Annotated in this window: 23 protein-coding genes; 5 read left to right on the top strand and 18 right to left on the bottom strand. The window is 50.1% G+C overall.

All coding sequences use genetic code 11. The features are described 5' to 3' along the window. Positions 1 to 8 precede the first annotated feature (8 nt). The gene (locus tag B8987_RS15975; RefSeq protein ID WP_020374397.1) at positions 9 to 392 is read left to right on the top strand and encodes a DUF302 domain-containing protein; all 384 of its coding nucleotides are present in this window, start codon (positions 9 to 11) and stop codon (positions 390 to 392) included. 19 nt (positions 393 to 411) lie between these two features. Here B8987_RS15975 and B8987_RS15980 read toward each other — a convergent pair whose 3' ends face one another. From B8987_RS15980 to B8987_RS15990, 3 genes are all read right to left on the bottom strand, one after another. Continuing rightward, on the bottom strand, positions 412 to 660 hold the full coding sequence (locus B8987_RS15980; RefSeq protein WP_020374396.1) for an SHOCT domain-containing protein: 249 nt from the start codon (positions 658 to 660) through the stop codon (positions 412 to 414). A 111-nt stretch (positions 661 to 771) separates the two neighbouring features. Further along, the gene (locus B8987_RS15985; protein WP_020374395.1) at positions 772 to 2,481 is read right to left on the bottom strand and encodes a peptide ABC transporter substrate-binding protein; all 1,710 of its coding nucleotides are present in this window, start codon (positions 2,479 to 2,481) and stop codon (positions 772 to 774) included. Between the two features lie 286 nt (positions 2,482 to 2,767). Then, the gene (locus B8987_RS15990) at positions 2,768 to 4,165 is read right to left on the bottom strand and encodes a hypothetical protein (RefSeq protein ID WP_084661701.1); all 1,398 of its coding nucleotides are present in this window, start codon (positions 4,163 to 4,165) and stop codon (positions 2,768 to 2,770) included. A gap of 386 nt (positions 4,166 to 4,551) precedes the next feature. Between B8987_RS15990 and B8987_RS15995 the strand changes: the two genes are divergently transcribed. Beyond that, on the top strand, positions 4,552 to 5,703 hold the full coding sequence (locus tag B8987_RS15995; protein ID WP_084661702.1) for an IS110 family RNA-guided transposase: 1,152 nt from the start codon (positions 4,552 to 4,554) through the stop codon (positions 5,701 to 5,703). Positions 5,704 to 6,295: 592 nt separating this feature from the next. On the opposite strand, the gene B8987_RS16000 is transcribed toward B8987_RS15995, so the two are convergent. The 5 genes from B8987_RS16000 to bioA all read right to left on the bottom strand — a co-directional run bounded on the left by B8987_RS16000 (position 6,296) and on the right by bioA (position 10,811). Beyond that, positions 6,296 to 6,748, bottom strand: a complete 453-nt coding sequence (locus B8987_RS16000) for a PaaI family thioesterase (RefSeq protein WP_051351010.1) — start codon at positions 6,746 to 6,748, stop codon at positions 6,296 to 6,298. A gap of 194 nt (positions 6,749 to 6,942) precedes the next feature. Continuing rightward, positions 6,943 to 7,359: a GNAT family acetyltransferase gene (locus tag B8987_RS16005; RefSeq protein ID WP_084661703.1), complete on the bottom strand. Its 417-nt coding sequence runs from the start codon at positions 7,357 to 7,359 to the stop codon at positions 6,943 to 6,945. Positions 7,360 to 7,562: 203 nt separating this feature from the next. After that, positions 7,563 to 8,564: a biotin synthase BioB gene (bioB, locus tag B8987_RS16010; RefSeq protein ID WP_020374390.1), complete on the bottom strand. Its 1,002-nt coding sequence runs from the start codon at positions 8,562 to 8,564 to the stop codon at positions 7,563 to 7,565. Positions 8,565 to 8,718: 154 nt separating this feature from the next. Beyond that, on the bottom strand, positions 8,719 to 9,438 hold the full coding sequence (gene bioD / locus B8987_RS16015) for a dethiobiotin synthase (RefSeq protein WP_084661704.1): 720 nt from the start codon (positions 9,436 to 9,438) through the stop codon (positions 8,719 to 8,721). Further along, on the bottom strand, positions 9,435 to 10,811 hold the full coding sequence (gene bioA / locus B8987_RS16020; protein ID WP_084661705.1) for an adenosylmethionine--8-amino-7-oxononanoate transaminase: 1,377 nt from the start codon (positions 10,809 to 10,811) through the stop codon (positions 9,435 to 9,437). Before bioA ends, bioD begins: the two co-directional genes overlap by 4 nt. A 251-nt stretch (positions 10,812 to 11,062) precedes the next feature. Here bioA and B8987_RS16025 point away from each other — a divergent pair, with 251 nt between their 5' ends. Further along, positions 11,063 to 12,013, top strand: a complete 951-nt coding sequence (locus B8987_RS16025; RefSeq protein ID WP_020374387.1) for a nucleoside hydrolase — start codon at positions 11,063 to 11,065, stop codon at positions 12,011 to 12,013. A 148-nt stretch (positions 12,014 to 12,161) separates the two neighbouring features. Here B8987_RS16025 and B8987_RS16030 read toward each other — a convergent pair whose 3' ends face one another. Further along, positions 12,162 to 13,619: an RNA-guided endonuclease InsQ/TnpB family protein gene (locus tag B8987_RS16030; protein ID WP_084661706.1), complete on the bottom strand. Its 1,458-nt coding sequence runs from the start codon at positions 13,617 to 13,619 to the stop codon at positions 12,162 to 12,164. A gap of 66 nt (positions 13,620 to 13,685) precedes the next feature. Between B8987_RS16030 and tnpA the strand changes: the two genes are divergently transcribed. Together tnpA and B8987_RS16040 are read left to right on the top strand one after the other, a co-directional pair. After that, positions 13,686 to 14,150, top strand: a complete 465-nt coding sequence (gene tnpA / locus B8987_RS16035; protein WP_207651519.1) for an IS200/IS605 family transposase — start codon at positions 13,686 to 13,688, stop codon at positions 14,148 to 14,150. 10 nt (positions 14,151 to 14,160) lie between these two features. Further along, positions 14,161 to 15,305 (top strand): IS3 family transposase gene (locus tag B8987_RS16040; protein ID WP_278281275.1). Its coding sequence is split into 2 segments (ribosomal slippage): positions 14,161 to 14,407 and positions 14,407 to 15,305, totalling 1,146 coding nucleotides; the frame shifts between segments, so codons are not numbered across the junction. Positions 15,306 to 15,439: 134 nt separating this feature from the next. On the opposite strand, the gene B8987_RS16045 is transcribed toward B8987_RS16040, so the two are convergent. The 9 genes from B8987_RS16045 to B8987_RS16080 form a co-directional block, all read right to left on the bottom strand. Then, a complete protein-coding gene (locus B8987_RS16045) occupies positions 15,440 to 15,805 on the bottom strand; it encodes a hypothetical protein (protein WP_020374926.1) in 366 nt (121 codons plus the stop codon). A gap of 189 nt (positions 15,806 to 15,994) precedes the next feature. Then, complete coding sequence (locus B8987_RS16050) at positions 15,995 to 16,408, bottom strand: NADH-quinone oxidoreductase subunit B family protein (protein ID WP_020374925.1); 414 nt, start codon at positions 16,406 to 16,408, stop codon at positions 15,995 to 15,997. Between the two features lie 15 nt (positions 16,409 to 16,423). Next, positions 16,424 to 17,875, bottom strand: a complete 1,452-nt coding sequence (locus B8987_RS16055) for a hydrogenase large subunit (RefSeq protein WP_020374924.1) — start codon at positions 17,873 to 17,875, stop codon at positions 16,424 to 16,426. Next, a complete protein-coding gene (locus tag B8987_RS16060; RefSeq protein ID WP_084661708.1) occupies positions 17,872 to 19,224 on the bottom strand; it encodes a proton-conducting transporter transmembrane domain-containing protein in 1,353 nt (450 codons plus the stop codon). Before B8987_RS16060 ends, B8987_RS16055 begins: the two co-directional genes overlap by 4 nt. Before the next feature lie 6 nt (positions 19,225 to 19,230). Next, entirely contained in the window at positions 19,231 to 19,854 is a 624-nt protein-coding gene (locus tag B8987_RS16065) for a hypothetical protein (protein ID WP_020374922.1), read from the bottom strand. Continuing rightward, entirely contained in the window at positions 19,855 to 20,772 is a 918-nt protein-coding gene (locus tag B8987_RS16070; protein ID WP_020374921.1) for a respiratory chain complex I subunit 1 family protein, read from the bottom strand. Between the two features lie 41 nt (positions 20,773 to 20,813). Continuing rightward, a complete protein-coding gene (locus B8987_RS16075) occupies positions 20,814 to 22,493 on the bottom strand; it encodes a proton-conducting transporter transmembrane domain-containing protein (RefSeq protein WP_157782372.1) in 1,680 nt (559 codons plus the stop codon). Positions 22,494 to 22,513: 20 nt separating this feature from the next. After that, positions 22,514 to 22,696 (bottom strand): hypothetical protein, encoded by a 183-nt coding sequence (locus B8987_RS19750; RefSeq protein WP_157782371.1) that lies wholly within the window; start codon positions 22,694 to 22,696, stop codon positions 22,514 to 22,516. 53 nt (positions 22,697 to 22,749) lie between these two features. Beyond that, positions 22,750 to 23,079, bottom strand: a complete 330-nt coding sequence (locus B8987_RS16080) for an ArsR/SmtB family transcription factor (protein ID WP_020374918.1) — start codon at positions 23,077 to 23,079, stop codon at positions 22,750 to 22,752. Between the last annotated feature and the right edge of the window lies 1 nt (position 23,080).

Here is a 23,080-nt window from a genome sequence, read left to right on the forward strand (position 1 = left end):
GTGATTGTATGTTTCATTATACTGTAGAAACCGCTAAAAACGTTCCCGACGCGATTGAGTCCGTGGAACAGCAACTCAAGGCCAACGGTTTTGGGGTACTATGGCATATGGATATAGCTCAAAAACTGCAGGAAAAAGGCGTCGATTTCGATCAAGCCTATCACGTACTGGAAGTTTGTAATCCTGTCGAAGCCAAATCGGTACTCACTCAAAATTTATTAGTCGGCTATTTTCTTCCCTGTAAAGTGGTGGTTTACGATGACCATGGCCACACAAAAATTGGCTTAACAAAACCCACCACCCTCATCAATTTGGTTGAGGATAAAGAATTGGAAAAGAAGGCCCAAGAAATTGAAGAAAAACTCATTAAGGCCGTTAACGGCGCCGCATAATAGGAATCAAGGTCGCTCATCACTTTAACGGCTTTTCTGTGCGGATTAACCGGTCCGCAATCGCGTCAAATTCATCTTGGGAAATTTCACCACGTGCAAAACGCTCCCGGGCAACTTCTAAGGGGTCTGGTCCGGGAGCCATCTCTTGGTGATCGTGATGTGGTTTTCCCAAGAAACGGAACCAAAATATCCAAAGAAAAAATCCCATGATAGTCAAACCAATTAGTCCAAAAAACGGAAAAATGCGCGCCATTGGCCACATCATCATGCCTCGCCTCTTTTCTTTATCGTATTTCTATTATACGCGTTTTTAGGTCAGCGACGTTGGCATGATGATGGTGGCGCAAGATGGGGCGAAGTCATTTGCACAATTCACGTCTTACGGCGAAAATGTCCAATAATTGGGATAAATCAAAGCGGTAATGGGATTAAATGTGGCAGCGGTGCCATGGAGTGTCTTGATGTGTTCGTTAAAGGTCGGAGTCCACGGGAGCCAAATAACCGGAACTTGCTGCCTGGCATAAGCAAGATACGCATCTAACGCGTGTTTAATTTGGTCCGGCGTGCCGGGTTTATACGAATCTTGAATCAATTGATCCATTTCGGGGTTATTGTAACCGCCTTGATTGGCTCCAGCTCCTGTTGCGTAAAAGCTTCCGCCCGTCGGATAATAATCGGGCTCATAAGTCCACCCTCCACCCCACCAAGCCATGTTCCATTTCGTGGCATCTGTCTGTTGAGCCGTAGATAATACCGTATCAAAGGGTTGGGTTTCCAAATTCACTTGTATGCCTTCTTGAGCCCAATCCTGCTTAATCAGCTGCACAATACTGGTATCTGTGTTGCTACCGGAAACATATAACAAGGTAAAAGATAAGGGAATACCGTTTTTGGTCATGACCCCGTTATGCAAATGCCACCCGTATTTCTCGAGCAACCGTTTGCCTTGTTGGGGATTAAAAGGATATAACGGTGTTTGCAACGCTGCATCATAGAACACCGTGTGCGGTTTGGGCGGAATGGGGTCAGTTTCTGTGACGCCATAGCCATGATAAAAAGTATTAATGATCCCTTGCTGATCGATTCCCATTTCCAGAGCCTGGCGAATATAGGCGTGGTCAAAAACTGTCCCCAGGCCCCCTGGGGCATTGGGATTCAGGTTTGGTTGCAGATAATTAAAACCAAACAAATACCCTGGGAAAAAGGTATCTTGGGTGAGTTGGTGACGCGAGTTCCATAATGATGGGGGGAGATATCCATAATCAATCTTTCCGGTCTTTAATCCGGCGAATTCGTTTGCGGAGGACGTTTCATATTCAAAGACAATATGCTTCAAGGTTGATTTGTGCCCATCGTAATGATTGTTCGCCGTAAACATCCAATACTGGTTCGGTTCCATTTTGGTGAAGTGATATGGACCATCCACCACATTATAAACACTGGCCCCCGGAGTATTGGCGACAGATTTGATGAATTGCAGTTCCGCGATCATGTTGTGAGGATATTTATCCCAAATGGCTGCAGGAACAGGCTCAATTTGACCCAATCCATTGTGTTCAAACCATTCGGGATTCGCTGGTTTTTTCAAAGTGACGACTACGGTGTAGGGGGATTTGGCCACAACGCTAGCCCAATCCGTCGGGATGCCTCCTGTACCAGCTCCGCCGTAGCCCCAGGGCAGATTCGAGGCGCCGGAACTCGTGGCTTTCAAAATTTGCCAGGTAAAGACGACATCACGCGCTGTGACGGGCTGACCATTTGACCAATGATATTTCGGATTAAGATCAATGGTATAGACTGTACCGTCGGCGTTATGAGTAATTTTTTCCGCTAATGAACGGGAAAAATCGATCCCATCAGTACGAGAAATGTGTAAAAGTGGCACATACATCAAGGCATTCATCTGCAAATTGGTGTCACTATAGGCCGAAGAGGATAAGACTGGAAACCACCAATTGGGAGAGACTTGAGGTGCTAAAGCAATCGTCGCGGTCGTTGGCAATGCTGGCGAGGATGTACTGCTTTGGGTACCACATCCGGCAGCAATCAGCACTAAAGGGAGCATGGCGGCAAGGGACTTTTTGTTCATGAATTTTGCTTCCTCCGTCGGTTCCCTCGAACTAGTAATGAGGGGATCTCATAATTTGGGATGACGAAAAATACAGGATTCAGAAGGATTCGTCCCTCAAATCTTATCGTTTTTTATCTGACTTCTCCATGATTGGTTCCTTATCCTAAAACTTTTTGGTCAACGCCACAAATATCACTGACATCGACCTTCCCCATTGGTCCGGGAGATACGTTGCCATGACAATCTATTCGCCCGTGGCGCTTTGGCATGCCCGAAGTATGCTAATCAGGCGCATATCTTACCTTTATTCCTTGATGCATGCATTTAATTTATCCCACTGTTGCAGGATTGAAGTGGTCGTGGGGCTAGCCGTTATCGACTGGGCAATGACGCGTGCACCGGCAGATAAATGGATCCAGTGTGCAGGGGACCGGCAGTGAAGGGTTTCGTTCAAGAGTCCCCACAGCATTTTGACGTTGTGAAGTGCATCGAAAGGTTCTTCCGTTGTCAGTGCTGTTTCGATGAACACCCGCGTTAATTGTGTGGGATCCCCTCCTGTTTGAAGATATTGCCGGGTGTAGGAGGCGGCCTCTAAACCGGTTCGGTCCGTGTAAAGACTCTTGATGATATCATCTCGTGAAATGACTCGCGAACTAGAAGTTATTCCTTGTTGCATGACATGTGTCACTGGATCATCCACAATCCAGTCAGTGCGTTTCGCCTTTTGTCTTCGCGTCCGTGAACTGGAAAGAACCAGAGGCCATGCTAAATGACGAATATCGATAGGACACCTTTGATCGCGCAAAAGGTCTATAACACAATGAATTCCCGTGACCGCATGGGCATCAAAGCCAGACAAAAACATTAGGGTTGAAGCCGTTAAAGATATCGCTTCTAGTAAAGTGGAACCATTGATATTTTGTGAAATGGCTGTGATAATCTTTTGCGGTTCTTGCCCAAATTCGCACCTAACTAAGTCTTGACGTAGTTTCTCGACCTCCTTGGCATCGATAGTTCCTTGCCAGAGAGGAGCTCTCGTGCCCAGCCAAGCCGCTAACACCTGTTTGGTAAAATGAACGTCAGGCCGATGGCCTAAGTACTGGATGGCAGCCCGAAAGAAGGCTTCCGCATAATGCCACCCATTTGTGTCATCCAAAAACTCTAAGGCGCGTTGAACGATCAATAACCGGTGTTCATTTTCGGGATATTGCCTGAGCGCGGCGCGGATCATAAGCCATCTCGCATGGATTCCTGCCAATGTCGCAAGTTCGGCGGCGCGGTTTTCAGACAAGAGAGGCATTTCCCCGGTTTCCAAATCGGGGATGAACTGGTGTTGAATCTCTTCAAGACTTTCTTGAGTTTTCAAATGTTCTCCCATGAGATAGGGGCCATAATTTGGATGTCTTATTAATCCCAATACGTAATGGGCCATGTGCAGCAACGCAAGATTTTGATAGGGTGGATAAAGCAATGTGCTTGCTTTCATAATGGGTCCCCCATTAAATGTGCCATGACCAATCAAGGGACCATGATGGTCAACCCACCGCGCTTCGGCCAAAGCGAGGAGGAGATACATGCGTGAGAAAGATACGTGTTGTTGCTGCCACTGGCAAAGCAATTGTCTCGCATTGTCAGGCAGTGTATTCTGAACCTCCTGTAACCGGAGTTCCGTTTCATTATCCCACCGCAACATATCATGCATCGCATCATCCTCCTCGTATAAAGAAATTGATTCTGCTACCCTGAGGCTTTATCTTGAGGCCTGCCTCGCGGCCAGCAGCAATCGGCATTCGGGATGATCAGGCTTGCCAGATCGGGTTTCGTCGGCGATGCTCGAAGAAGATCGGGACGATTCAAGACTGCATTCCTCCTGCCGGATTGACGGCTTCGAAAGTCTGTGAGTCGGCGACGCCGCTTCGTCACAGTTAACGCGCGGGATGCCGCTCCCCCCGTGGAGACCCGTGGCACCGGTCTATCGCACACCGCGGGTGGCGATGACGGCTTATAAGCGAGGTTGCGGCGAAGGCGTCGGCGCGTCGGCGAAATCCCGTTCCCGATGCATTCCTCCGCGAAGGGAGGTGAAATCCCATGGATAGCGTGTTGTACGTCGGTATTGACACCAGTCTCGGGGCTCACGTCGTCTGCGCGATGGCGGCGGATGGCCAGGTCGTCGCGCGGACGACCGTCCCCAACGATCAGGCGGGGGCCGAGCAATTCGTCGCCTGGCTGCACCCCCACGCCGCGCCGTACGCGCGGCTGGCCATTGGCGTCGAGGCCACGTCCGTGTACCATGTGCCGCTGATGGAATGGCTGACGCAAACCCCCGACTTGCAGCGGTGGCAACCCACCTGGTACGTCCTCAATCCGAAAGTCGTCCAGAAATTCCGAGAGACCTATGTGGATCGGGGCAAAACCGATCGAGCGGATGCCGCCCTGATTGCGGATGTCATGCGGTTTGGGCGCGTCACGCCCTGGACCCCGCCGGATCCGCGCTATGCGGCGTTGCAGGTCTTGACCCGCCATCGTCGGCAGCTGAGCCACCTCATCACCCAAGAAAAAAATCGCGCGTTGGTGCAATTGTTCTGTGTCTGGGGGCAGTATGCCCATACGGATGAGCCGTTTTTCTCGAACGTCTTTGGGGTAGCGTCGCAAACCGTGTTGGAACGCTACACGCCCGATACGCTGGCAGCCATCCCGCTGGCGGATCTGGTGGCGGAAATCGCGGCGGCCGGTCGCCAACGGCTGAAAGCGCCCGATGACATTGCGCAGACCTTGCACCGCTTGGCGCGGCGTGCCTTTCGGTTGCATCCGGACGAGCAGGATGCACGGCACCAAAGCTTGGTCCTGCATTTGGACACCATCCGGGCCTTGGAACATCAACAACAGGCGCTGGACAAAGTGATTGCCCGTGACATGCAGGCGTTTCGCCAAACCCTGACCACGATTCCGGGGATTGGTCCGGTCTATGGCGCGGGCCTCTTGGCCGAAATCGGTCCCATCGAACGATTTCCGTCGGAAAATGCCTTGGCCAAATATGCGGGGCTGACCTGGCGCCCGCATCAATCGGGGAATTTTGATGCCGACATCCGTCCGCTGACGCGGACGGGGAACGTCTATTTGCGGTACTACTTCATCGAAGCGGCGGAGAGGGTCCGGGTGCGGGACCCGCAGTTCAAAGCCTTTTACGAGAAGAAGTACCACGAAGCCACGCACCACGCCATAAGCGGGCGTTGGTCTTGACGGCACGCAAGTTGGTCGGCGTGGTCTACGGGATGCTGACCCGGGGCCAAATCTACGACGAAAGGAAGTTGATGCCGCACTAAAGGGATTGACAACTGATTTGCCATTATCTACCACCTCCTTTTAGGCAGGTTTATGTTGCCCTGGCCCTGTTCGTCGTTGTCCTAAGCTGATCGGTTCTTGACATTTAACCGCGGGACTTTTGTATCCTTGTATCCTTGTATCCGTGTGTCCTTGTGCCTTCCCCATTGGTCTTTTTGTATCCTTGGCGTTCGGTGAATGTAGCATCTCATAGAGGTTTCGGTACTGCTATTGGCCAAAGGTCCTAGTTCCCGTCCAAGAACGCCCTGTAATAAAAATCATCTTCAAGATTTTGGCATCTTTTGGGTGGAATCTATCTGCGTCAAAGAGATGTCGAGGTGTGTGGTTAGAAGGAAAAAATGATCTTAAAGAGCTCGGTGCGTCAAAGATACATGACACCAGCCAACCCCTTGGGATTGGCTGGTGTCATAATGGGTGTAAATTCAAGCGGGATTCTTCGCACGCTCTTAAAACATCTTTACCATGTGCTAGAAAGAGCGCTTTTCCCTACTTAGTCTCGAGATGCCTTTTTCCGAAATAACTTAAAAATTCCCGTGCACTTGGCACATACCTCGCCAGATTCATCCAAAATTTCACCATCAACAAACACGGTACTAGAGCCTTGCCGCACTACATGTCCATGTCCGACAATCCGCGATTTCGCCTGGATCATCCGTAAATATTGAATGTTTAATGTGATTGTAACCTGACTCGTAACGTCGTCCGTCCATACCGAACGCACTGCCGTACCGAGAACGCCGTCAAACATGTAAGCGACGATTCCGCCGTTTACCGCATCTGTTCCGCCGCCTCCCCGGTGGTGATGTTGAACATCCAGTTCGACCGTGGAACGGCCATTTGCCGCCTCAGTAATCCGAAGGCCTGCCCATGAATAAAATGGATACCCGTTAGCGGCACTAGGCGGTAACGGAAGGGTTTGTGTTTGGTCATTGTCATGCTGCATCACGAACAAGCCTGCCTTTCATGGTCATTTAGGTAATTTGTTATGCGGATCATCGCCAAATGGCATGGACAGATACCAGATGTGCATGCTTCCTTATGTGGGTGAAGTCACAACATACAGGTTGTCCAATATAGTGAACAAGATATAGTCTAGAGGATACAACAAAGTGAAAATTAGAGCAAACCCTATCAGATTTACTGAGAATGGATAATTTTTTCCATGAACTGGTTGTTCGCGGGGGTGTATCCCAACCGCATATAAAATTGCTTAACGCCCAAATTATGCGGCTCAATTAACAAATTAATTTTCAAGCACCCCATGTGGCTTAAAGACGCTTCGGCATGTTCCATTAATTGTCTACCCAATCCGCGACGCTGGAATTCGGGATGAACAGCAAGATGGTAAATCCATCCCCGGCGGCCGTCAAATGCAGCTAATACCGATCCGATGATTCGTGATTCTTCTTCCATAACAAAATAGTGTTGGCCGTAATGCTGAAGGGCCCACGCAAAATCCTCTTCCGCATCTCCAATATCAAACGTCAGTTGGGCGGCTTGCCACAACTCACAAAGAGCGCGGTAATCATTCGGTTCAATATGGCGAATGATCATCTAGGTATCCTCCCCTCACCCTATGACCCGATGCACAACTGCTGTTCTTCAATACCATATGATGGGAAAAGACAGGTGTGAAGGGACTTGCCCCATCCATCCTCCTCACCTGCGGCTTATTGAAAAAAGCACCACAACCGTTTAGGGTTGTGGTGCTTTAGGATAGAATCCGTTATAAAACGCGTGCCTAAAGCGCGCGTCCCTTAATCCGCAAACGGCGTGATTAACGGGAAATCTTGCGGTTCCACTTCAAAGCCCATATCTCGAAGCATTTGATGATCGGCCTCCGGCTCTTGACCAGGCGTTGTTAAATAGTCCGCCACAAACAAGGAGTTGGCAACATACAATCCTAATGGTTGAAGAGAACGCAACTGGACTTCGCGTCCTCCGGCAATGCGGATTTCCTTGCGCGGATTGACAAAGCGCATCATTGCCAGAGACCGTAGGCATTCGGCCGGGGTCATTAATTCTTGATTCTCTAAGGGCGTCCCGGGAATTGGAATCAGAAAATTCACGGGAATAGAATCGACGTCGAGTTCTTTCAACGCAAAGGCCGCCTCAACGCGATCTTCCCAGCTTTCGCCCATGCCGAAAATCACGCCAGAACATGGGGAAATCCCGGATCCTTTAACCTGTTCAATGGTTTGTACTCGGTCTTCATAGTGATGTGTACTTACAATGGATGGTGAATAACCAGAAGACGTATTGATGTTATGGTTGTAGCGGTCAACACCCGCGGCCTTAAGTCGGTCTGCTTGTCCCGGTTTCAAGATACCTAAACAGGCACAAATTCGTAAATCGTAACGTTGTTTGACCTGCGTAATGCTGTCAATCAATCCGTCTAATTCATGATCGGTCGGCGAACGTCCACTGGCCACAATACAATAGGTCGTAGCTCCGAGAGCCTTGGCCCGTTCAGCGCCCTGGAGAATATCATCGGAGGTTTTCTGCGGATATCTGGGGATGTCTGCACTCGAAATATGAGACTGCGAACAGTAATGGCAATCTTCGGGACATAACCCACTTTTCGCATTCATCAAATATTGGAAACGCACATAATTGCGATAATAGCGGTACCGGATTTTATATCCTGCTGCCAAAATGGCTAGCAGTTCCTGATCGTCTGAACGGAGGATACTTAAGGCTTCCTCCCTGGTAATACTGTCTCCATTTAATACTTTGTCAGCCAATAAGTTCCATTGCATACGTATAACCCCTTTATTCGATCAATTTCACGAACATACGTCATACTAAGAATCCGCTGGATTTTGACTGGTGCCGAGTCTCTTCCTGTTTAGTGCATCGTATTGCTCTTAATCCGGATTGATGATCCCGCGTCTTTATCCGGTGCCATATCGGCTACAGTTTGCCATCTTGCAGTGGATGCCAGGCAATATGCTGGCCCGTCTGTTCCCATAAAGTCGTTAAATGACCTTCTGACGCATTCCCGATGTCAGGATGGAAGGGCACCACGGCCCAAACGGGAATTCCGGTGAGTGATTCGATTAACGACGGGTTGAGCGTTATCGAAACATCTTCTGGCAACTCATTCACAGCATTCATAATAATGCCTAAAACCTTAACGCCGTGGGCCTTGGCATATTCCACACTCAAAATGGTGTGATTAATCGTCCCGAGGCCTGTTCGCGCCACCAAGATCACAGGAATTTCAAGTTCCTGAGCAATATGAATCATGCTATGGTCAGCATCAATGGGAACTGCAATCCCTCCGGCACCTTCAATCAAGGTCACTTGATGGCGGCCAATGATGGCCCGTGCCGTTTCAATAAGGGGGTTCCAATCGATTCGTTTACCCGTCATTAAGGTTGCTGCCCATGGTGATACGGGAGGTTCGAATGTATAAGGGACGACCAATTCTTGGGCGTCACCGGAATGGGATGCCTGAACCAGGGCCTTTGCGTCATCAGGCCATGAAGATCCCTTAACGCCGGTTTCAATCGGCTTCATAACCCCCACATCATAACCTTGCCGATACCAGAAGGTTGCCAAACTGGCGGTAATCCAGGTTTTTCCAACACCGGTATCGGTTCCTGTTACAAAATAAGCGAACGGAGTCATAGGAGATCCTCCAATAATGGTTGGCTGGCCACTACCGCTTCGCACAAAATATCAACCATCTCCCTAATCTCAATAGACGAAGATGCAAGCGGTGGCATGAAAATAACCACGTTGCCGATGGGGCGGATAAGCATCCCCCTTTGACGCGCAAGATTTTGCACGACGCGTCCGGCCTGCGCCGCATAGGGAAACGGGGTGCGTTGTTCCTTGTTTTGAACCAGTTCAATCCCAATCATGAATCCCTTTTGTCTTATATCCCCCACATAAGGCAGAGGACGCAGCTTATCCAGGGCCGATGCAATATCAGGTGTTTGTTTTGCGACGTTCTCAATAACCTGGTTTTGGCTAATCAGCTCCAAATTGGCTAGGGCCACATTGGCCGCCAATTGATTACCGGCATAGGAATGACCATGATATAAGGCCGTACGGTCGCCAGCACGTCCATAAAATTGTCGATAAATGTCCTCGGTTGCCGCTGTGGCAGAAATGGGCAAGTACCCTCCAGACAATCCCTTACCCATACACAAAATATCCGGACTAATCTCTTCATAAGATGTGGCCCACCATTTTCCAGTCCGTCCTATACCCGTGGCCACTTCATCAACAATGAGAAGCACATCATAGCGTGTACATAAATCCCGCAGTCCGGCTAAATAACCGGGCGGCGCTGGGATAATGCCACCCGCTCCCTGCACGGGCTCGATAATCACTGCCGCTAATTCGTCTTGATGCGCACGCATGACAGACTCGGCCAAATCTAAGCAAGCCAAATGACACCGATCTGGAGTCTTTTGTAAGGGACAACGATAACAATAGGGATAAGGGGCTCGGGGCTCCTTGGGCAAATATGAGAGAAAGGGCCAGTGAAATATGTCATCGGGGGCCACAGCCATGGCGCCCAAAGTGTCTCCATGATAATTGGATGTAAATCCCATAATTTTTGTCTTTTGACCCTGTCCCTGATTGGCCCAATATTGCACGGCCATTTTTAAAGCGACCTCAACCGCAGAAGCGCCCGATTCTGAGAAGAAGAAGCGCGTCAAATGGCCCGGCATAATTTTACTTAAACGATGGGCCAGCACCGTAATGGGCACATTGCCCTGTCCCAGTAATGTCGTGTGGGCCACGCGGGACAATTGATCAATAAGGGCATGGTCCAGTTCGGGAACATGATGGCCATGCACATTCAACCAGACGGAGGAGACCCCGTCATAGTACCATCGTCCCTCGATATCTTGAACTTTGACGCCTTGCGCTGCTTGGATAATGACTGGATCGCTATGGTCATAATCTTTCATCGGGGTAAAGGGATGCCAAACATGCTGTTGATCCCAACGCCGTATCTCATCCGGTGTTATTGACGAATAATCCACACCATTACCTCACTTATACAGATGCTCTTAGGTATGCTATCACAATGCTTCCCACATAGTGCCTGAAGCTGTAAGCATCGTCAACCCAGTTGCTGACTATCCCCATATAGTCTTGCTAAAAAGCTTCGCGAAGGGAGCTCTGCGACGTAAGAGATGTCTTACAGATTTGGGAAGTTGACGATTTCGGCATCTCCAATTTGCTACAATAACTCCATTATATTGTAGACTGGCTATAAGGAGCGATATTATCTATGGCGGAACAACTGCCTGTCATATTAGATGTCGATACCGGAATTGACGATGCTCTCGCGATTCTTTATGCTCTATCCTCTGAAACGCTGAATGTACTCGGGATCACGACCTGTTTTGGCAATGGCGACATCACTAATACAACTCGCAATACCCTTACGGTGGTAGAAATGGCTTCTCACAGCGTCCCAGTATATCAGGGGGCAAGTCATCCTCTAGTTAGTCCTTGGGAATCCACAGCGGAAGCATTTCATGGCCCGAACGGTTTAGGTGGCACACAATTGTTTCACCCGCAAATGAGACCCGAATCAGAATCCGCAGTCGAATTTCTTCGCCGCAGTATTGATCAATATGCTCATGATCTTGTGTTAATTACGACCGCACGGCTCACCAATGTTGCAGCATTACTCTTGGCCTTTCCTGAGGTTAGTGTTAGTATTCGCCGCATTGTCATTATGGGCGGCGCTGCCTTCGCTCCGGGAAACGTGACTGCTGTAGCTGAGGCGAATATCTGGGGAGATCCCGAAGCCGCCTGGGTGGTCTTTCATTCGGGTATTCCCATTACGATGGTGGGTCTTGATGTGACCACTCAAGTGCCCATTTCCGACTGTATGCTGAAAAGCCTAGAGCCGACGACTCCGTATTACGCATTACTACAGCAAGCCGTAGACTTTTATTTAGGTGCCTATAACCCAGGAGCGCCCAAGGGCGATCGCATGGCGCCATTGCACGATCCCTTGGCTGTGGCCGTTGCTGAGGATCCTACCTTGTGTCGAACCCACCCTTATCCCGTGGATATTGAATTACGCGGGCAATTAACGCGGGGCATGACAGTGGTCGATTGGCGTACCCGTTCTACAACCAGACCAAATATCGATGTGGCCGTCGAAGTCGACCGCGCACGATTTCTTACCACCTTTGCAAAACGGTTACATTTTGACAGGGTATGTTAAGAGAATGGATAAGCCAGACATAATAGCCAGCTATCCATGGGTCTGTTGAGAACACTCCCTTAGGTGTTCTCAACAGACTCAAAACCAATCAGATCCTCTTGCCATAGGTGCCAACAAACCGGGCTATGAACTCTCCCGCCACCTAACCCTATCGGGTTGAGGTGGGGGTTTCCCGGATCACTCCGCGAAGTTCCTGGTTCTGCGACCTGTGCATGTCCGTCTTTGACGGAGCACGTCTTATGTGAGTCTCCCCAGGCGTGACTTCGGACCGTTCCGGCCCTAGTGTCCGAAAAATCCGCGTCGTTTTACGCGATGTCGTAAGCGGTTCTCCGGACAGGAGTTTCTGAATCCCGCGTTTTTTGATCACGCGGGCGGCATTGTGGTCCGCATTGTCCCTGTGTCCGCAGCGTTGACAGACAAACGCAGCCTGGGAAGGCCGATTGTCCGGGGCAGTGAATGTACACTCAGCACATTCCTGCGAACTGTGTTGGGGCGGAACCGTGATGACGAGTTTGCCTCGGCGCCGTGCTTTATAGCGCGTGAACATGACCACCTGGCCCCATGCCGAGGCGAGAATAGCCCGGTTCAGGCCCGCTTTCGCGGCCCGCCCGTTGGGCAGAAAATGGCCTTGGGCGTCTTTTTTTGCTTTGGGCCGTTTGGTCATCTGCTGGATAGGCAGATTCTCAAAGACGTACAGGTCGTAGGCTGCGTGGACCACAAGCGCGTGACTGGTCTGATGCGCATACTCGTGTCGGACGTTCTTTTCGTACTGGGGGTAGTGAGCCACTTTTCGGTAGGCTTTCTTCTGATTTTGCGATCCTTTTTTTCTGCGGGAAGCCCGTCGTTGCCAGCGTCGGTGCTGCTGCCGCGCTTTCTGGATTCGGGTTTGCTGCACCGGTAGGAGATCAAACACGTGACCGTCGGAGGTCATGAGGGGCTTGGCAATCCCGCGATCTCCGCCGAGCGTGCGCTCGGCGAGTTGGTCAGCAGAGAGGTGCCGTAAATCCTCGGCGATGCGTTCGGTTGCCGCGTCTCCCTCCTTGCCGGGAATCGTGACGGTCAGATCCTCCGCCGCAAACGAGAGCCACCACTGCCCCCCTTCGATGGCAAGATATATCGAAGCCGGCACAGCGTGCGGCCGATGGGCCACATACGGGATGATCCCGACGGGAAATTTGTCGGTACCGACATGCAGGTGATACCCGCACACCGCGCCGGGGGTGTCATCGACTATCGGACGAAATTCGAACAACTCCGAGGTCAGCCAGACACTTTGTCGCCCGGATTTCCGCTTCATCTTTGGGCGACCACTCAGTTTCTGAAAAAACCGTTGATAGGCTTGTCGCCAGCGCACCGCGCCATTGCGCAACACTGGGGAGGGCACTTGGCGGAGGAATGCGGTCTTTGCCGTAATGAAGCGGCTGTACTGTTGGTCGACAGGAATGTCTTCGCCCACAGTCCCGACCATCCGCCGCTGAAATCGGCGAAAATAGCGATCTTCTTGCACTTTGGCGTTGTAGATGAGGCGTTGACACCCGATCCACTGGAGCAAGATCGGCTCCTGCTCTGGACTCGGATACAGGCGAAACTTATACCCGTTCAGCATGCCCTCACCTCCTTGCGTTGATTCGGACGTCTATTATATCATTAAGCTACTATGAATGACACAGAAATGATGTCTGCCTCACATGCAGTGTACTCTCTTCGGCTACATATCGTCTTCGTGACCAAATATCGAAGGAAGACATTAACGTCAGAACTCCTCGCGGCCTTGCGAGAGGCGTTCGCAGAAATCCTGAACGACTGGCGCTGTACCCTGATTGAGTTCGGGGGGGAAGCAGATCATGTCCATTTGCTGGTGGGTATCCATCCTGCGCTGAACCTGTCTACCTTGATTAACAATCTTAAGTCCGCCAGTGCGCGGCGGATGCGCAATCGATTTGCCGATCATTTAGCGAAATTCTATTGGAAGCCATACTTCTGGCATCGCGCATACTATGTCGGGAGCGTCGGTGAAGCCTCGCTGGAGACGGTGAAACGTTACGTCGAAGCCCAAGGGACGCAAGAAAAACTGGATGTTAGTCTAAATTGTGGACACCTCGAATTGAGACAAGATGATACAATAATTCTCAATTGAGGTGAATCCGATGGCCAATCAATATGATCGAGCGTTTAAAGAACAAGCGGTTCAACTCGTGTTGACCCAACAAAAAAGTGGCGCGCAAGTGGCGCGCGAACTGGGCATTCCCAGCAAAACCTTGTATGCCTGGGTCGCTGCCTACAAAGCCGACCCGGTCGAACCCTTTGTGGGTAGTGGGCATCTGAAAGCGGAAGACCAAGCCCTGCGCGATTTGCAGCGACGCATTCGGGATCTCGAAGAGGAGAATGCGATCCTAAAAAAAGCGATGCGCATCTTCACCAACGATCGGAAGTAATCTTTCCGTTCATTCATGAACACCGCTTCACCTTCTCGATCACGAAGATGTGCCAAATCCTCGACGTTTCGCGAAGCGGGTATTATGCGTGGCGCCATCGCCCTCCCAGTACTCAGGCGCAAGTCCGGACCCGGCGGGTCGAACGGATTCGGGCGGTGTTTACCGCATCAGGGGAACGCTACGGCAGCCCCAAAATCACCGCCGTGTTACGGCGGGAAGGCGAGCGCATCAGTCAAAAAACGGTGGCACGGTTGATGCACGACCATCGATTGCGCTCTCGCGTGACACGGAAATATAAAGCCACCACCAATTCTCGGCATACGTTGCCGGTGCATGAGAACGTGTTGAATCAAACGTTTACCGCGGATCGGCCGCATGCGGTGTGGATGGCAGATATTACCTACATCCCCACCGAGGAAGGATGGCTCTATTTAGCAAGCCTCGAGGACTTGTACACCCGAAAAATTGTGGGATGGGCCGTGGATCGGCGCATGACGCAAGACTTAGTTCTCCGGGCCTTAGACCGCGCGGTCAGGCACAGCCGGCCGCCGGCCGGGGTGTTGCATCACTCGGATCGGGGGAGCCAATATGCCGCGACGGCTTACCAAGAGCGCCTTAAGCAATACGGGATGACGGCCAGCATGAGTCGGAAGGGCAATGGCTATGATAATGCCATGATTGAATCATGGCATAGCCTCCTGAAAAAGGAGCTCATTTACCTGACGAAATTCCGAACCCGGGCAGAAGCGGAAGTTGCGATCTTTGCCTATATCGAGATTTTTTATAATCGGCAGCGCGTCCATAGCGCCCTAGATTATCAGACTCCAGCCGAGGCTGAGGCGGCATATCAAGCGTGATCGGGATAATGTCTCAATTTCGGGTGTCCATTTTATTGACATAGGTCCAAACCCCGCAAGGCGGCCAAGAGGCCGCCGCCCGCTTGACCCCCTCTTGGCTATCGCCTAAGAAGGGGCATGCGCGGGCATTGTGTTCAAGGCTTCTCTAAGCGGATATCAACAGGATAATGATTACTGAGGCTTCCGACCTCTTGCTGAAGGGCTGCCCAAATGGATGCCGCAACCTCGTCATCATCCGCGCGTTCCTCCAGCCACTTGCGTAAATCCCCTAATGTGCGCAAGCGTTGCGCCGCTTCATATTCCCCCGGTTGAATCGGCATTATGACACTAAAATCCGGCTCCGATTCTCGAGACACGGTAATCAATGCGCCGTACACGGGATGCATCATCCTTTGCGTTTTTTCTCTATTGTACACAGGAATTGCAGCGACAAGCGTGTTGTCGGCTACCAGTTCAAAATTCTTAGGTGAATTGGCCTGGTTGGGTGTCATCTTCTCCATGATATAACGCCTATGGTGATGTATGACGGCTGCTATGCGGTTACGAGGACATCATATTCTTGCTTTGTTAGGATACCGAGGTATAGGCTATTCAGAAGAATATGACAGCGCATCATCGACGCTGCGTAGAGCACCCGACACATCCACGGGATGAGTCGATGGTCTTTGATGAGCCATGCTGTAAAACGGTCAAACTCCCGAAGCATTGAGACGGAGTTGCTTTAATGCATCTAATATCTGTTGTGGCTCGGGAGGACAGCCTTTAACGACCACATCAGGCGTTTGTAGGGCTTTTGCCACACCACCATGACTCGCATAGGCTGATTGAAATACCCCACAACCTGCAGCACAATCCCCAATAGCCATAAGCCATTTCGGGGAGGGCATGGCTTTCCACACCGTGTGCAGAGGAAGATACATCGTATCATTTACCGGACCGGTAACGATGAGAACATCCGCATGTCGAGGCGATGCGACGATGTCCAATCCTTGATGTTGAAAATCATAGAACCGATTAGTTAAGCTGGTTAATTCTTGTTCGCATCCATTGCAACTTCCGGCATCAACATGGCGTGCTTGCAAGGCTTTCCCTGTTCGATTCATCGCATTCTTCTCCTCCTATCGATCATTACAGCTATAACAAAGCTCAAAACTCTTATTGATTAAGGGAAAATCGGCGATACCGTTCCCCGTTACAGCCCTTGCTAGTAAGGGCCAATTACGGAAAGCTCCCGACCGAATATGATAACGGCGGATATGGCCGGCTTCTAATCTAACAACATGACAATTTAGCCCGTGAGGAGATTCTGAAAAGGTTACGGCATCACCTGACAGGTCAGGCGGAATGGTCCAGAGGGGCTCTCGGGAAGAAATCATCGCGGCAAGATGTGTGGCAGCTTGCCGAATAATTTTCCAAGACTGTTCGACTTCCTCTAGACGCATTCTGAAGCGTGCGCTCACATCGCCAGAACTATAGGTGGGTATAGTCATGGATAGCCCGCGGTAGAGCGGCATAAGCGAGCGGGCATCAAATCGAACGCCGCTCGCGCGAGCTACCACACCCACACCGCCTAAGCGTACAACGTCATCCGCGGCAACTGTTCCCACACGGTGCATGCGGTCTTGAAATCCGTGATGATTTTCCACCATCTGGCGCCAACGTGTCCATGACCTTTGGATGGTATTGATAAGGGCCAAAACCGTAGGAACATCGCCCTGTTTGGCGTATCCGGGTCGAACCGTATCAAATAATAGGCGGTGACCAAACACCTCTTTCATTCCCTGTTGCCAAATTTCTTTTAAGGCTAACCCATGTTGGTGAGCCACTTGAAAACCCACTCCGGCAGGAATTTGCGCTAAATCATTAAGGTGACTTAATACCCTCTCCGATTCCAATAGCATGATGCGTCGCCACGCCAGGGATTCATTCATCGCAAAGCCCGCAATCTGTTCTACGGCCATGGCCCAATTGGTTTGATGGGAAACCGAATCGGCGCCACAAACGCGCGACAGTACGATGGCCGCGTGAGGCAGACTGGTATGCTCTAAAAGGGATTCGACGCCCCGGTGCGTTTGAAAGAGGTGTAGATCAACATGCAGCACATTCTCGCCCATGAGACTAAACAAAAATCGTCCCGACTCAATAATGCCGGCATGTACTGGTCCCACGCCCATCATGGTAATCCCGTCTCCCTGTACCCGAATTGAGGGATTGTCCGGCCCTTCGGCATTCCATGAACTCTCCGGAGAATCAGAGGCCAATGGCACAAATTCCCGGGGCCAGCGAGGTGTACGCACTAAAGGACGTAAGTCCAAATGGCCTTGAGGATAATAGCCAAAGAGATCATAAATTTCTCGCTCATCCCATGCCACTTCAGGCAATACGGGGGTGAGCGAAGGGAATTCATCCGACTCAATCTGTAACAGCCCTTGATCGATCTGACCATCGGGACGCAACCAGTGGCTTAATAATGTTCGGTTTTTGAAGGCTGTCAGTGCTAAAAGATGGCTACCGTTGTGTTTGTATTCCTCATTAAAGGATTGCCACGGGTTCATCTCTAGGTTGTTCACAATACGCTCTCCCCTTTCACCTCGGTGACATCTACCACTGAATTGCTGGGGGCGACTTTAGGAAAAAAGAGATCGTGCGATCCCCATAATTGGCGTAGTACATGATACATTAGCGCCATAAACGTCATTAATAAGGAAATGGCCATGATGATTAACAAAACCATGTGACCGTTCCACAACGCTGCCAGAATCAACCATTCACTGTAGGCCAGCCCTAGTGGGGGTATGCCCGCTAACGCAAGAATTCCAAGGGTCCAAAGAATCACAAGAGGTTTGTGGGTGTGCCGGATGTTGACCAGTTTATCCAAGTCCTTGGTTTGGTAGATCACACTCAAGTGTCCCCCGGCGTAAAATAAGGTCGATTTAACCAACGCATGGAACACAAGCTGTAATAACGCGGCCAAGCGGGCAAGCGGTGTGTCAATTCCCAAGGCAATGGCAATAATTCCCATCTGCTCTAGCGATGAGTAAGCTAATAACCGTTTCACATCACGTTGGACCAGTAAGGCCAGCGACCCAACCACGACCGACAAGGTGCCAAATAGCGTTAACAAGTGAAATCCGGATAGGAACGATCCACCGGGCAAGATAATACTGGTCACGAAACGTTCGATTGTAATCAAACATAGTCCCAAGAGGACACCCGACAACAATCCACTCACGGGTGAGGGTGCCTCGGAATGCGCATCTGGTAGCCAGGTATGAAACGGTACTAATCCTACCTTGGTGCCAATCCCACTCACAATGAGGATTGTGGCCAACGCCCTTACAATGGGAGGAATAGCGCGGTAATGGTGGGCAAGATTCGTGTAGTTCAGTGTCGTCCATCCCAGATCTTGAAACTGAAGAGCTGCATACAGAAAGATAATACCAATGAGTCCCAACGCTAACCCGACAGAGGCAATGACGATGTATTTCCAGGCCGCTTCCAAGGCTTGATGACTTCCCATAAGAATTATGAGCGCACCCGATGCCAATGTGGAAAATTCGATAGCCACCCACGACACGGCTAAATTCGGCGAGCCGGCAATCAGAATAAGAGAGATCCAAAACAAAGCCCACCCGATATAATAGTGTTGAGTAGGAATTTTTGGATGTTCATGCAACCAAATAACACTATCCCATGCGCTTGTCGTCGCAATCACATTAGTCATCACGAGTAAAATGGGCGTCCAATGCCAATGGCGGCTTATTAATAACGACCACTCCGTATACAAGGTGAACAACAACACCACACTCACCCACGTGGCGATGACATATGGCGTCCGTTGGCGTTGTAAAACACGTTCAAACATTGATCCTACAATCACGCCAACTGGTCCTAAACCCAACAACCCTAAACTGTCCACCGCTCTTTACCCCCTTAACCTTTGAAGCGCTGTCACATCGGTACTCTTGAACTGTTGATGAATGCGTCTCGTCATCCACACGAGAATAGCAGCAGCCACAAGCAAGTCTCCCAACATGCCTAATTCCATAAAAATGGGTAAAGAGCCGGCGACCGAGTAGGCTAAAACGACGAGACCATTTTCTACACCAATTAAAGCTGTCACTTGAGATAACACGTGACGACGACTGACGATCATCAACAGGCTTAAATGAATACTCGCGAGCCCATAAAAGAATAATGTCCGATGTAAGATGAGATGTGTCGGTGTTAAAACGTGGATGACATGATTGACTCCTAGAACTAAAATAGCGGCAATAGCATAGGCCCAGAGCGGTAAAGGATAATCCTGGCGAAATTCCGCAGGCCATTGCCTTACTACGCGCCACACTGATCCGGGAATTATAACCCCTTTAATCAGTAACGTCGCTACGGCAATAGCCAAATCGGCATCACTTAAAGAACCGACCAGCATCATGACGGTGAGCGCTAATCCATCGGTCAATAAAAATAGGGCGGCGTAAGAAAGATTGCGCGACCATAAGAGACCAGCTGAAGACAAAAACACTAACAGTCCTGCGGTATCCATCATTTATCGCAGTCCCCCCGACATCGCCAAATAAGAGCCGAGAAGCCCAATTCCCGCACCCAAGGTAACATAGCGTGGCAAGTGGAAATACCGTAATTTCACAAATCGGCTTTCCATCCAGGCGAGCAACATGGCTGATGCCATGATTTCGACCATATGAAGGACAACATTCACCCATGGAAATGGAACAATGGGTCCTAACCAGACCCAACCCAATCCGATAATAATGGTAAACTTCAGGGCCATGGCCAGTTGTTCCTGAGCCAATAAACGCCCACTATACTCCAAAATGGTTGCCTCGTGCATCATAGTCAGTTCAAGATGTGTATCGGGATTGTCTACTGGCAATCGTCCTGTTTCAGCAATCACAACAAACAGATAACTCAGTAGTGCAAGTCCCCAAGGCAGGAAACCTGATGGCGAAGCATTCGTAAAAAATGGAACCACCGTTTCAATTTGTGTATGTCGACTGACAACCCACAACACGCCAAAAGCAGCTAACATCGCCGGTTCAATACCACTGCCGATCGTAGCAATCCGGCTGGCCCCGAGTCCCCCAAATGTCGTTGCGGTATCTAGACCCGCTAAAGCGACACTGAATCGTTCCAAGCCTAGGAGAAAAAAGATACTTAGCACATTGTGAGGCCAATTCGTCGGAATCTGCCCCGCCCATGGAATGGAAGCGGCAATGACGATTAAGGTGGCAACATTCACAGTGGGATTGAGTCGAAAAATCCATGAACTTCCCTCAGGCACAAATGTTTCTTTGGTCCAAGTCTTAGCAAATATTTGGTAGGGCTGTATCAAGGAGGGTCCTTGACGCCCCTGAAAGTGGGCTTTTGTTTTTTGGGCAATCCCCCAAATTAAGGGTGCCAAGACAATGATAGCCATAACGGACACGATTTGAATAATCCAGAGCATCTGATCACCTTCGATAAAGGATTTGAGATGGCAAGAGGGGGCTAACGCACAAACCATAACATGAGTCCGATAGTGGCCAATAAATAGGTCAGATATAAGCGAACTGGCCCAGCTTGAATCTTCGTACTATAGCGACTGAGCATCCACAGCCACCGATAACCGGGGCCATAAATATAACGTTCCCAAAGCGGTGTTGTTCCGCCCTTGTATACGAGTTTTTCTGGAAAATCACGGGCATAAGGACCTATGCGTTCTAGACGCCGGTGAGGACGATAAATCAGAGCAAACGTTGTCCTGACGGCCTTGGTAAATGACGCCGAGGTCCATTGCATCGATGGCTCGCTCTCACGCCCACAGGCCCATTGGGATCTAATCGTGACATCCCAGGGTCGAGATATGATCACGAGGAAACCGATAACGAGAGTCAGCATGCCCGCAATTACCGGGGCCTGCAAAGAATGAGTTACAGAAAATGGAACAGCAAGCCTCAACCGGGGATCCGTTCGGAGCATCATTCCAAACAAGGGATTGGGATAAATTCCAAGAGACAATGCCATCCCTGCTAAAATGCCAATGGGCCATGTCATGGCCTTCGGCAGCTCATGTTGAGGTTGCTTTGTACGAGGATGTCCTAAGAACGTGACGCCAAACGCTTGGACAAACCCCAAGAGGGCTAGCCCAGCCGTGAGGACCATAATCAAGGCTATGGTCATGAAGAAGATCGCCGTAAACCCCGGACGATGTTGGGTAATCTCCAAGAGACCGCGCAGCGTAATCCATTCACTGATGAAACCGTTGAATGGCGGGATCCCGCTAATCGCCAAACTTCCGACTAAAAATCCGGTAGCAATAACAGGAATCGTACGCTGCAATCCGCCTAAATGATCGATATCTAATGTCTGAGTGTGCTTTTCCACGGCCCCTGCAGCCAAAAACAATTGCGTTTTGAAAATCGCGTGATTGAGGGTATGCAGAAGACTGGCCAAAAGTCCTAAGCTAACCCATAACGGGTGATGGGTGTCAATGCCGAGTGCCATAGTGCCTAAACCCAAAAATATGATTCCCATATTTTCGATACTGGAATAGGCAAGGAATGTTTTCAAATCACGTTCCATCAGGGCATAAAGAACACCTAACAAACCTGACATCGCTCCAAAGGCTAGCAAAGTAAATGCCGTCCCCTTGTATAAGGGCCCGAGGTCGATTAAAACAAATTGGATAATCCCAAAAACACCGAGTTTAAGCATGACGCCGGACATCAAACTCGATACGGGCGCTGGAGCAACCGGATGAGCTCGGGGAAGCCAAATATGAAAAGGGACAATTCCGCTCTTGATAGCAAAACCGGTCGCTAACAGACTAAAAATCTCTAACTTGATGTGAGGCGGCAGATTTGCGCCTCCCTGATACCATTCGCTAAAATTCATCGAATGAAGGTGGGTACCCATGAGTAGCAGGCCCAAGAGAATACACAAGGCACTCACTTGAGACATGACCAGATAAACAAACCCTGCCGGGATAACGCCCCTCCGATCGGGATGCGATACAACCAAGAAAAATGAGGTTATAGTCATCATTTCCCATGATGTCATGAACACCCAAACATTTTGAGCCACTATTACCGTCATCATACTCGTCACAAACATCACAAACCAAAAGCTGCCGTTGTGCGTGACCGCTCTTTGTTCCGGCTCATAACCAATCTGGTACCACGTGGACATGCTCACACCAAGCCCTAAAATCATGAGAAACCATGACCGTAAAGGGGTGAGTGCGAAAAAATTGTCCCCGACACCACCGAACCAGAAACGGCAATGCTGAGTATCGCAATACCCCAAGCGATGGTTAACCCATACGTTCTTCGACGCGTGAGGGCCAATAACGCCAAAAACATTCCACTCAACACGAGCCCTACTAGCATCACTAACCCTACTCCATTCGTTGCATATTAACGGCAAAACTCGAGACCGAAAAAGACTAGGTCGTTTCACGTTCCTCTTCATGTAACAACGAATTCATGTTAGCTACTTGATGTTCAAAGATTTTTCGTGCGATATCCATGAGGTCAAAAATTAACGGGTCTCTGACCGAATAAAACACGTTCGTACCGCTTTTTCGCGTATCTACCAGTTGTCCCCGGCGCATCACTGCTAACTGCTGAGACACTGAAGACGCTTCAATATTCAAGTCGTGTTGTATTTCGGAAACGGTTTTTTCACCTGTCCGGAGGAGTTCCAAAATTTTTAAGCGGATAGGATGCCCTAATGTTCTGAACAATTCCGCCTTAAATTCATGCAACGCACTCATT

The organism is Sulfobacillus thermosulfidooxidans DSM 9293, assembly GCF_900176145.1.
Classification (GTDB): Bacteria; Bacillota; Sulfobacillia; order Sulfobacillales; family Sulfobacillaceae; genus Sulfobacillus; species Sulfobacillus thermosulfidooxidans.

Coding starts and splice junctions, on each gene's coding strand:
- B8987_RS15975 (WP_020374397.1), top strand. CDS start 9: ATGTTTCATTATACTGTAGAAACCGCTAAAAACGTTCCCGACGCGATT.
- B8987_RS15980 (WP_020374396.1), bottom strand. CDS start 660: ATGATGATGTGGCCAATGGCGCGCATTTTTCCGTTTTTTGGACTAATT.
- B8987_RS15985 (WP_020374395.1), bottom strand. CDS start 2,481: ATGAACAAAAAGTCCCTTGCCGCCATGCTCCCTTTAGTGCTGATTGCT.
- B8987_RS15990 (WP_084661701.1), bottom strand. CDS start 4,165: ATGCATGATATGTTGCGGTGGGATAATGAAACGGAACTCCGGTTACAG.
- B8987_RS15995 (WP_084661702.1), top strand. CDS start 4,552: ATGGATAGCGTGTTGTACGTCGGTATTGACACCAGTCTCGGGGCTCAC.
- B8987_RS16000 (WP_051351010.1), bottom strand. CDS start 6,748: ATGCAGCATGACAATGACCAAACACAAACCCTTCCGTTACCGCCTAGT.
- B8987_RS16005 (WP_084661703.1), bottom strand. CDS start 7,359: ATGATCATTCGCCATATTGAACCGAATGATTACCGCGCTCTTTGTGAG.
- bioB (WP_020374390.1), bottom strand. CDS start 8,564: ATGCAATGGAACTTATTGGCTGACAAAGTATTAAATGGAGACAGTATT.
- bioD (WP_084661704.1), bottom strand. CDS start 9,438: ATGACTCCGTTCGCTTATTTTGTAACAGGAACCGATACCGGTGTTGGA.
- B8987_RS16025 (WP_020374387.1), top strand. CDS start 11,063: ATGGCGGAACAACTGCCTGTCATATTAGATGTCGATACCGGAATTGAC.
- B8987_RS16030 (WP_084661706.1), bottom strand. CDS start 13,619: ATGCTGAACGGGTATAAGTTTCGCCTGTATCCGAGTCCAGAGCAGGAG.
- tnpA (WP_207651519.1), top strand. CDS start 13,686: ATGATGTCTGCCTCACATGCAGTGTACTCTCTTCGGCTACATATCGTC.
- B8987_RS16045 (WP_020374926.1), bottom strand. CDS start 15,805: ATGGAGAAGATGACACCCAACCAGGCCAATTCACCTAAGAATTTTGAA.
- B8987_RS16050 (WP_020374925.1), bottom strand. CDS start 16,408: ATGAATCGAACAGGGAAAGCCTTGCAAGCACGCCATGTTGATGCCGGA.
- B8987_RS16065 (WP_020374922.1), bottom strand. CDS start 19,854: ATGATGGATACCGCAGGACTGTTAGTGTTTTTGTCTTCAGCTGGTCTC.
- B8987_RS16070 (WP_020374921.1), bottom strand. CDS start 20,772: ATGCTCTGGATTATTCAAATCGTGTCCGTTATGGCTATCATTGTCTTG.
- B8987_RS16075 (WP_157782372.1), bottom strand. CDS start 22,493: ATGTCCACGTGGTACCAGATTGGTTATGAGCCGGAACAAAGAGCGGTC.
- B8987_RS16080 (WP_020374918.1), bottom strand. CDS start 23,079: ATGAGTGCGTTGCATGAATTTAAGGCGGAATTGTTCAGAACATTAGGG.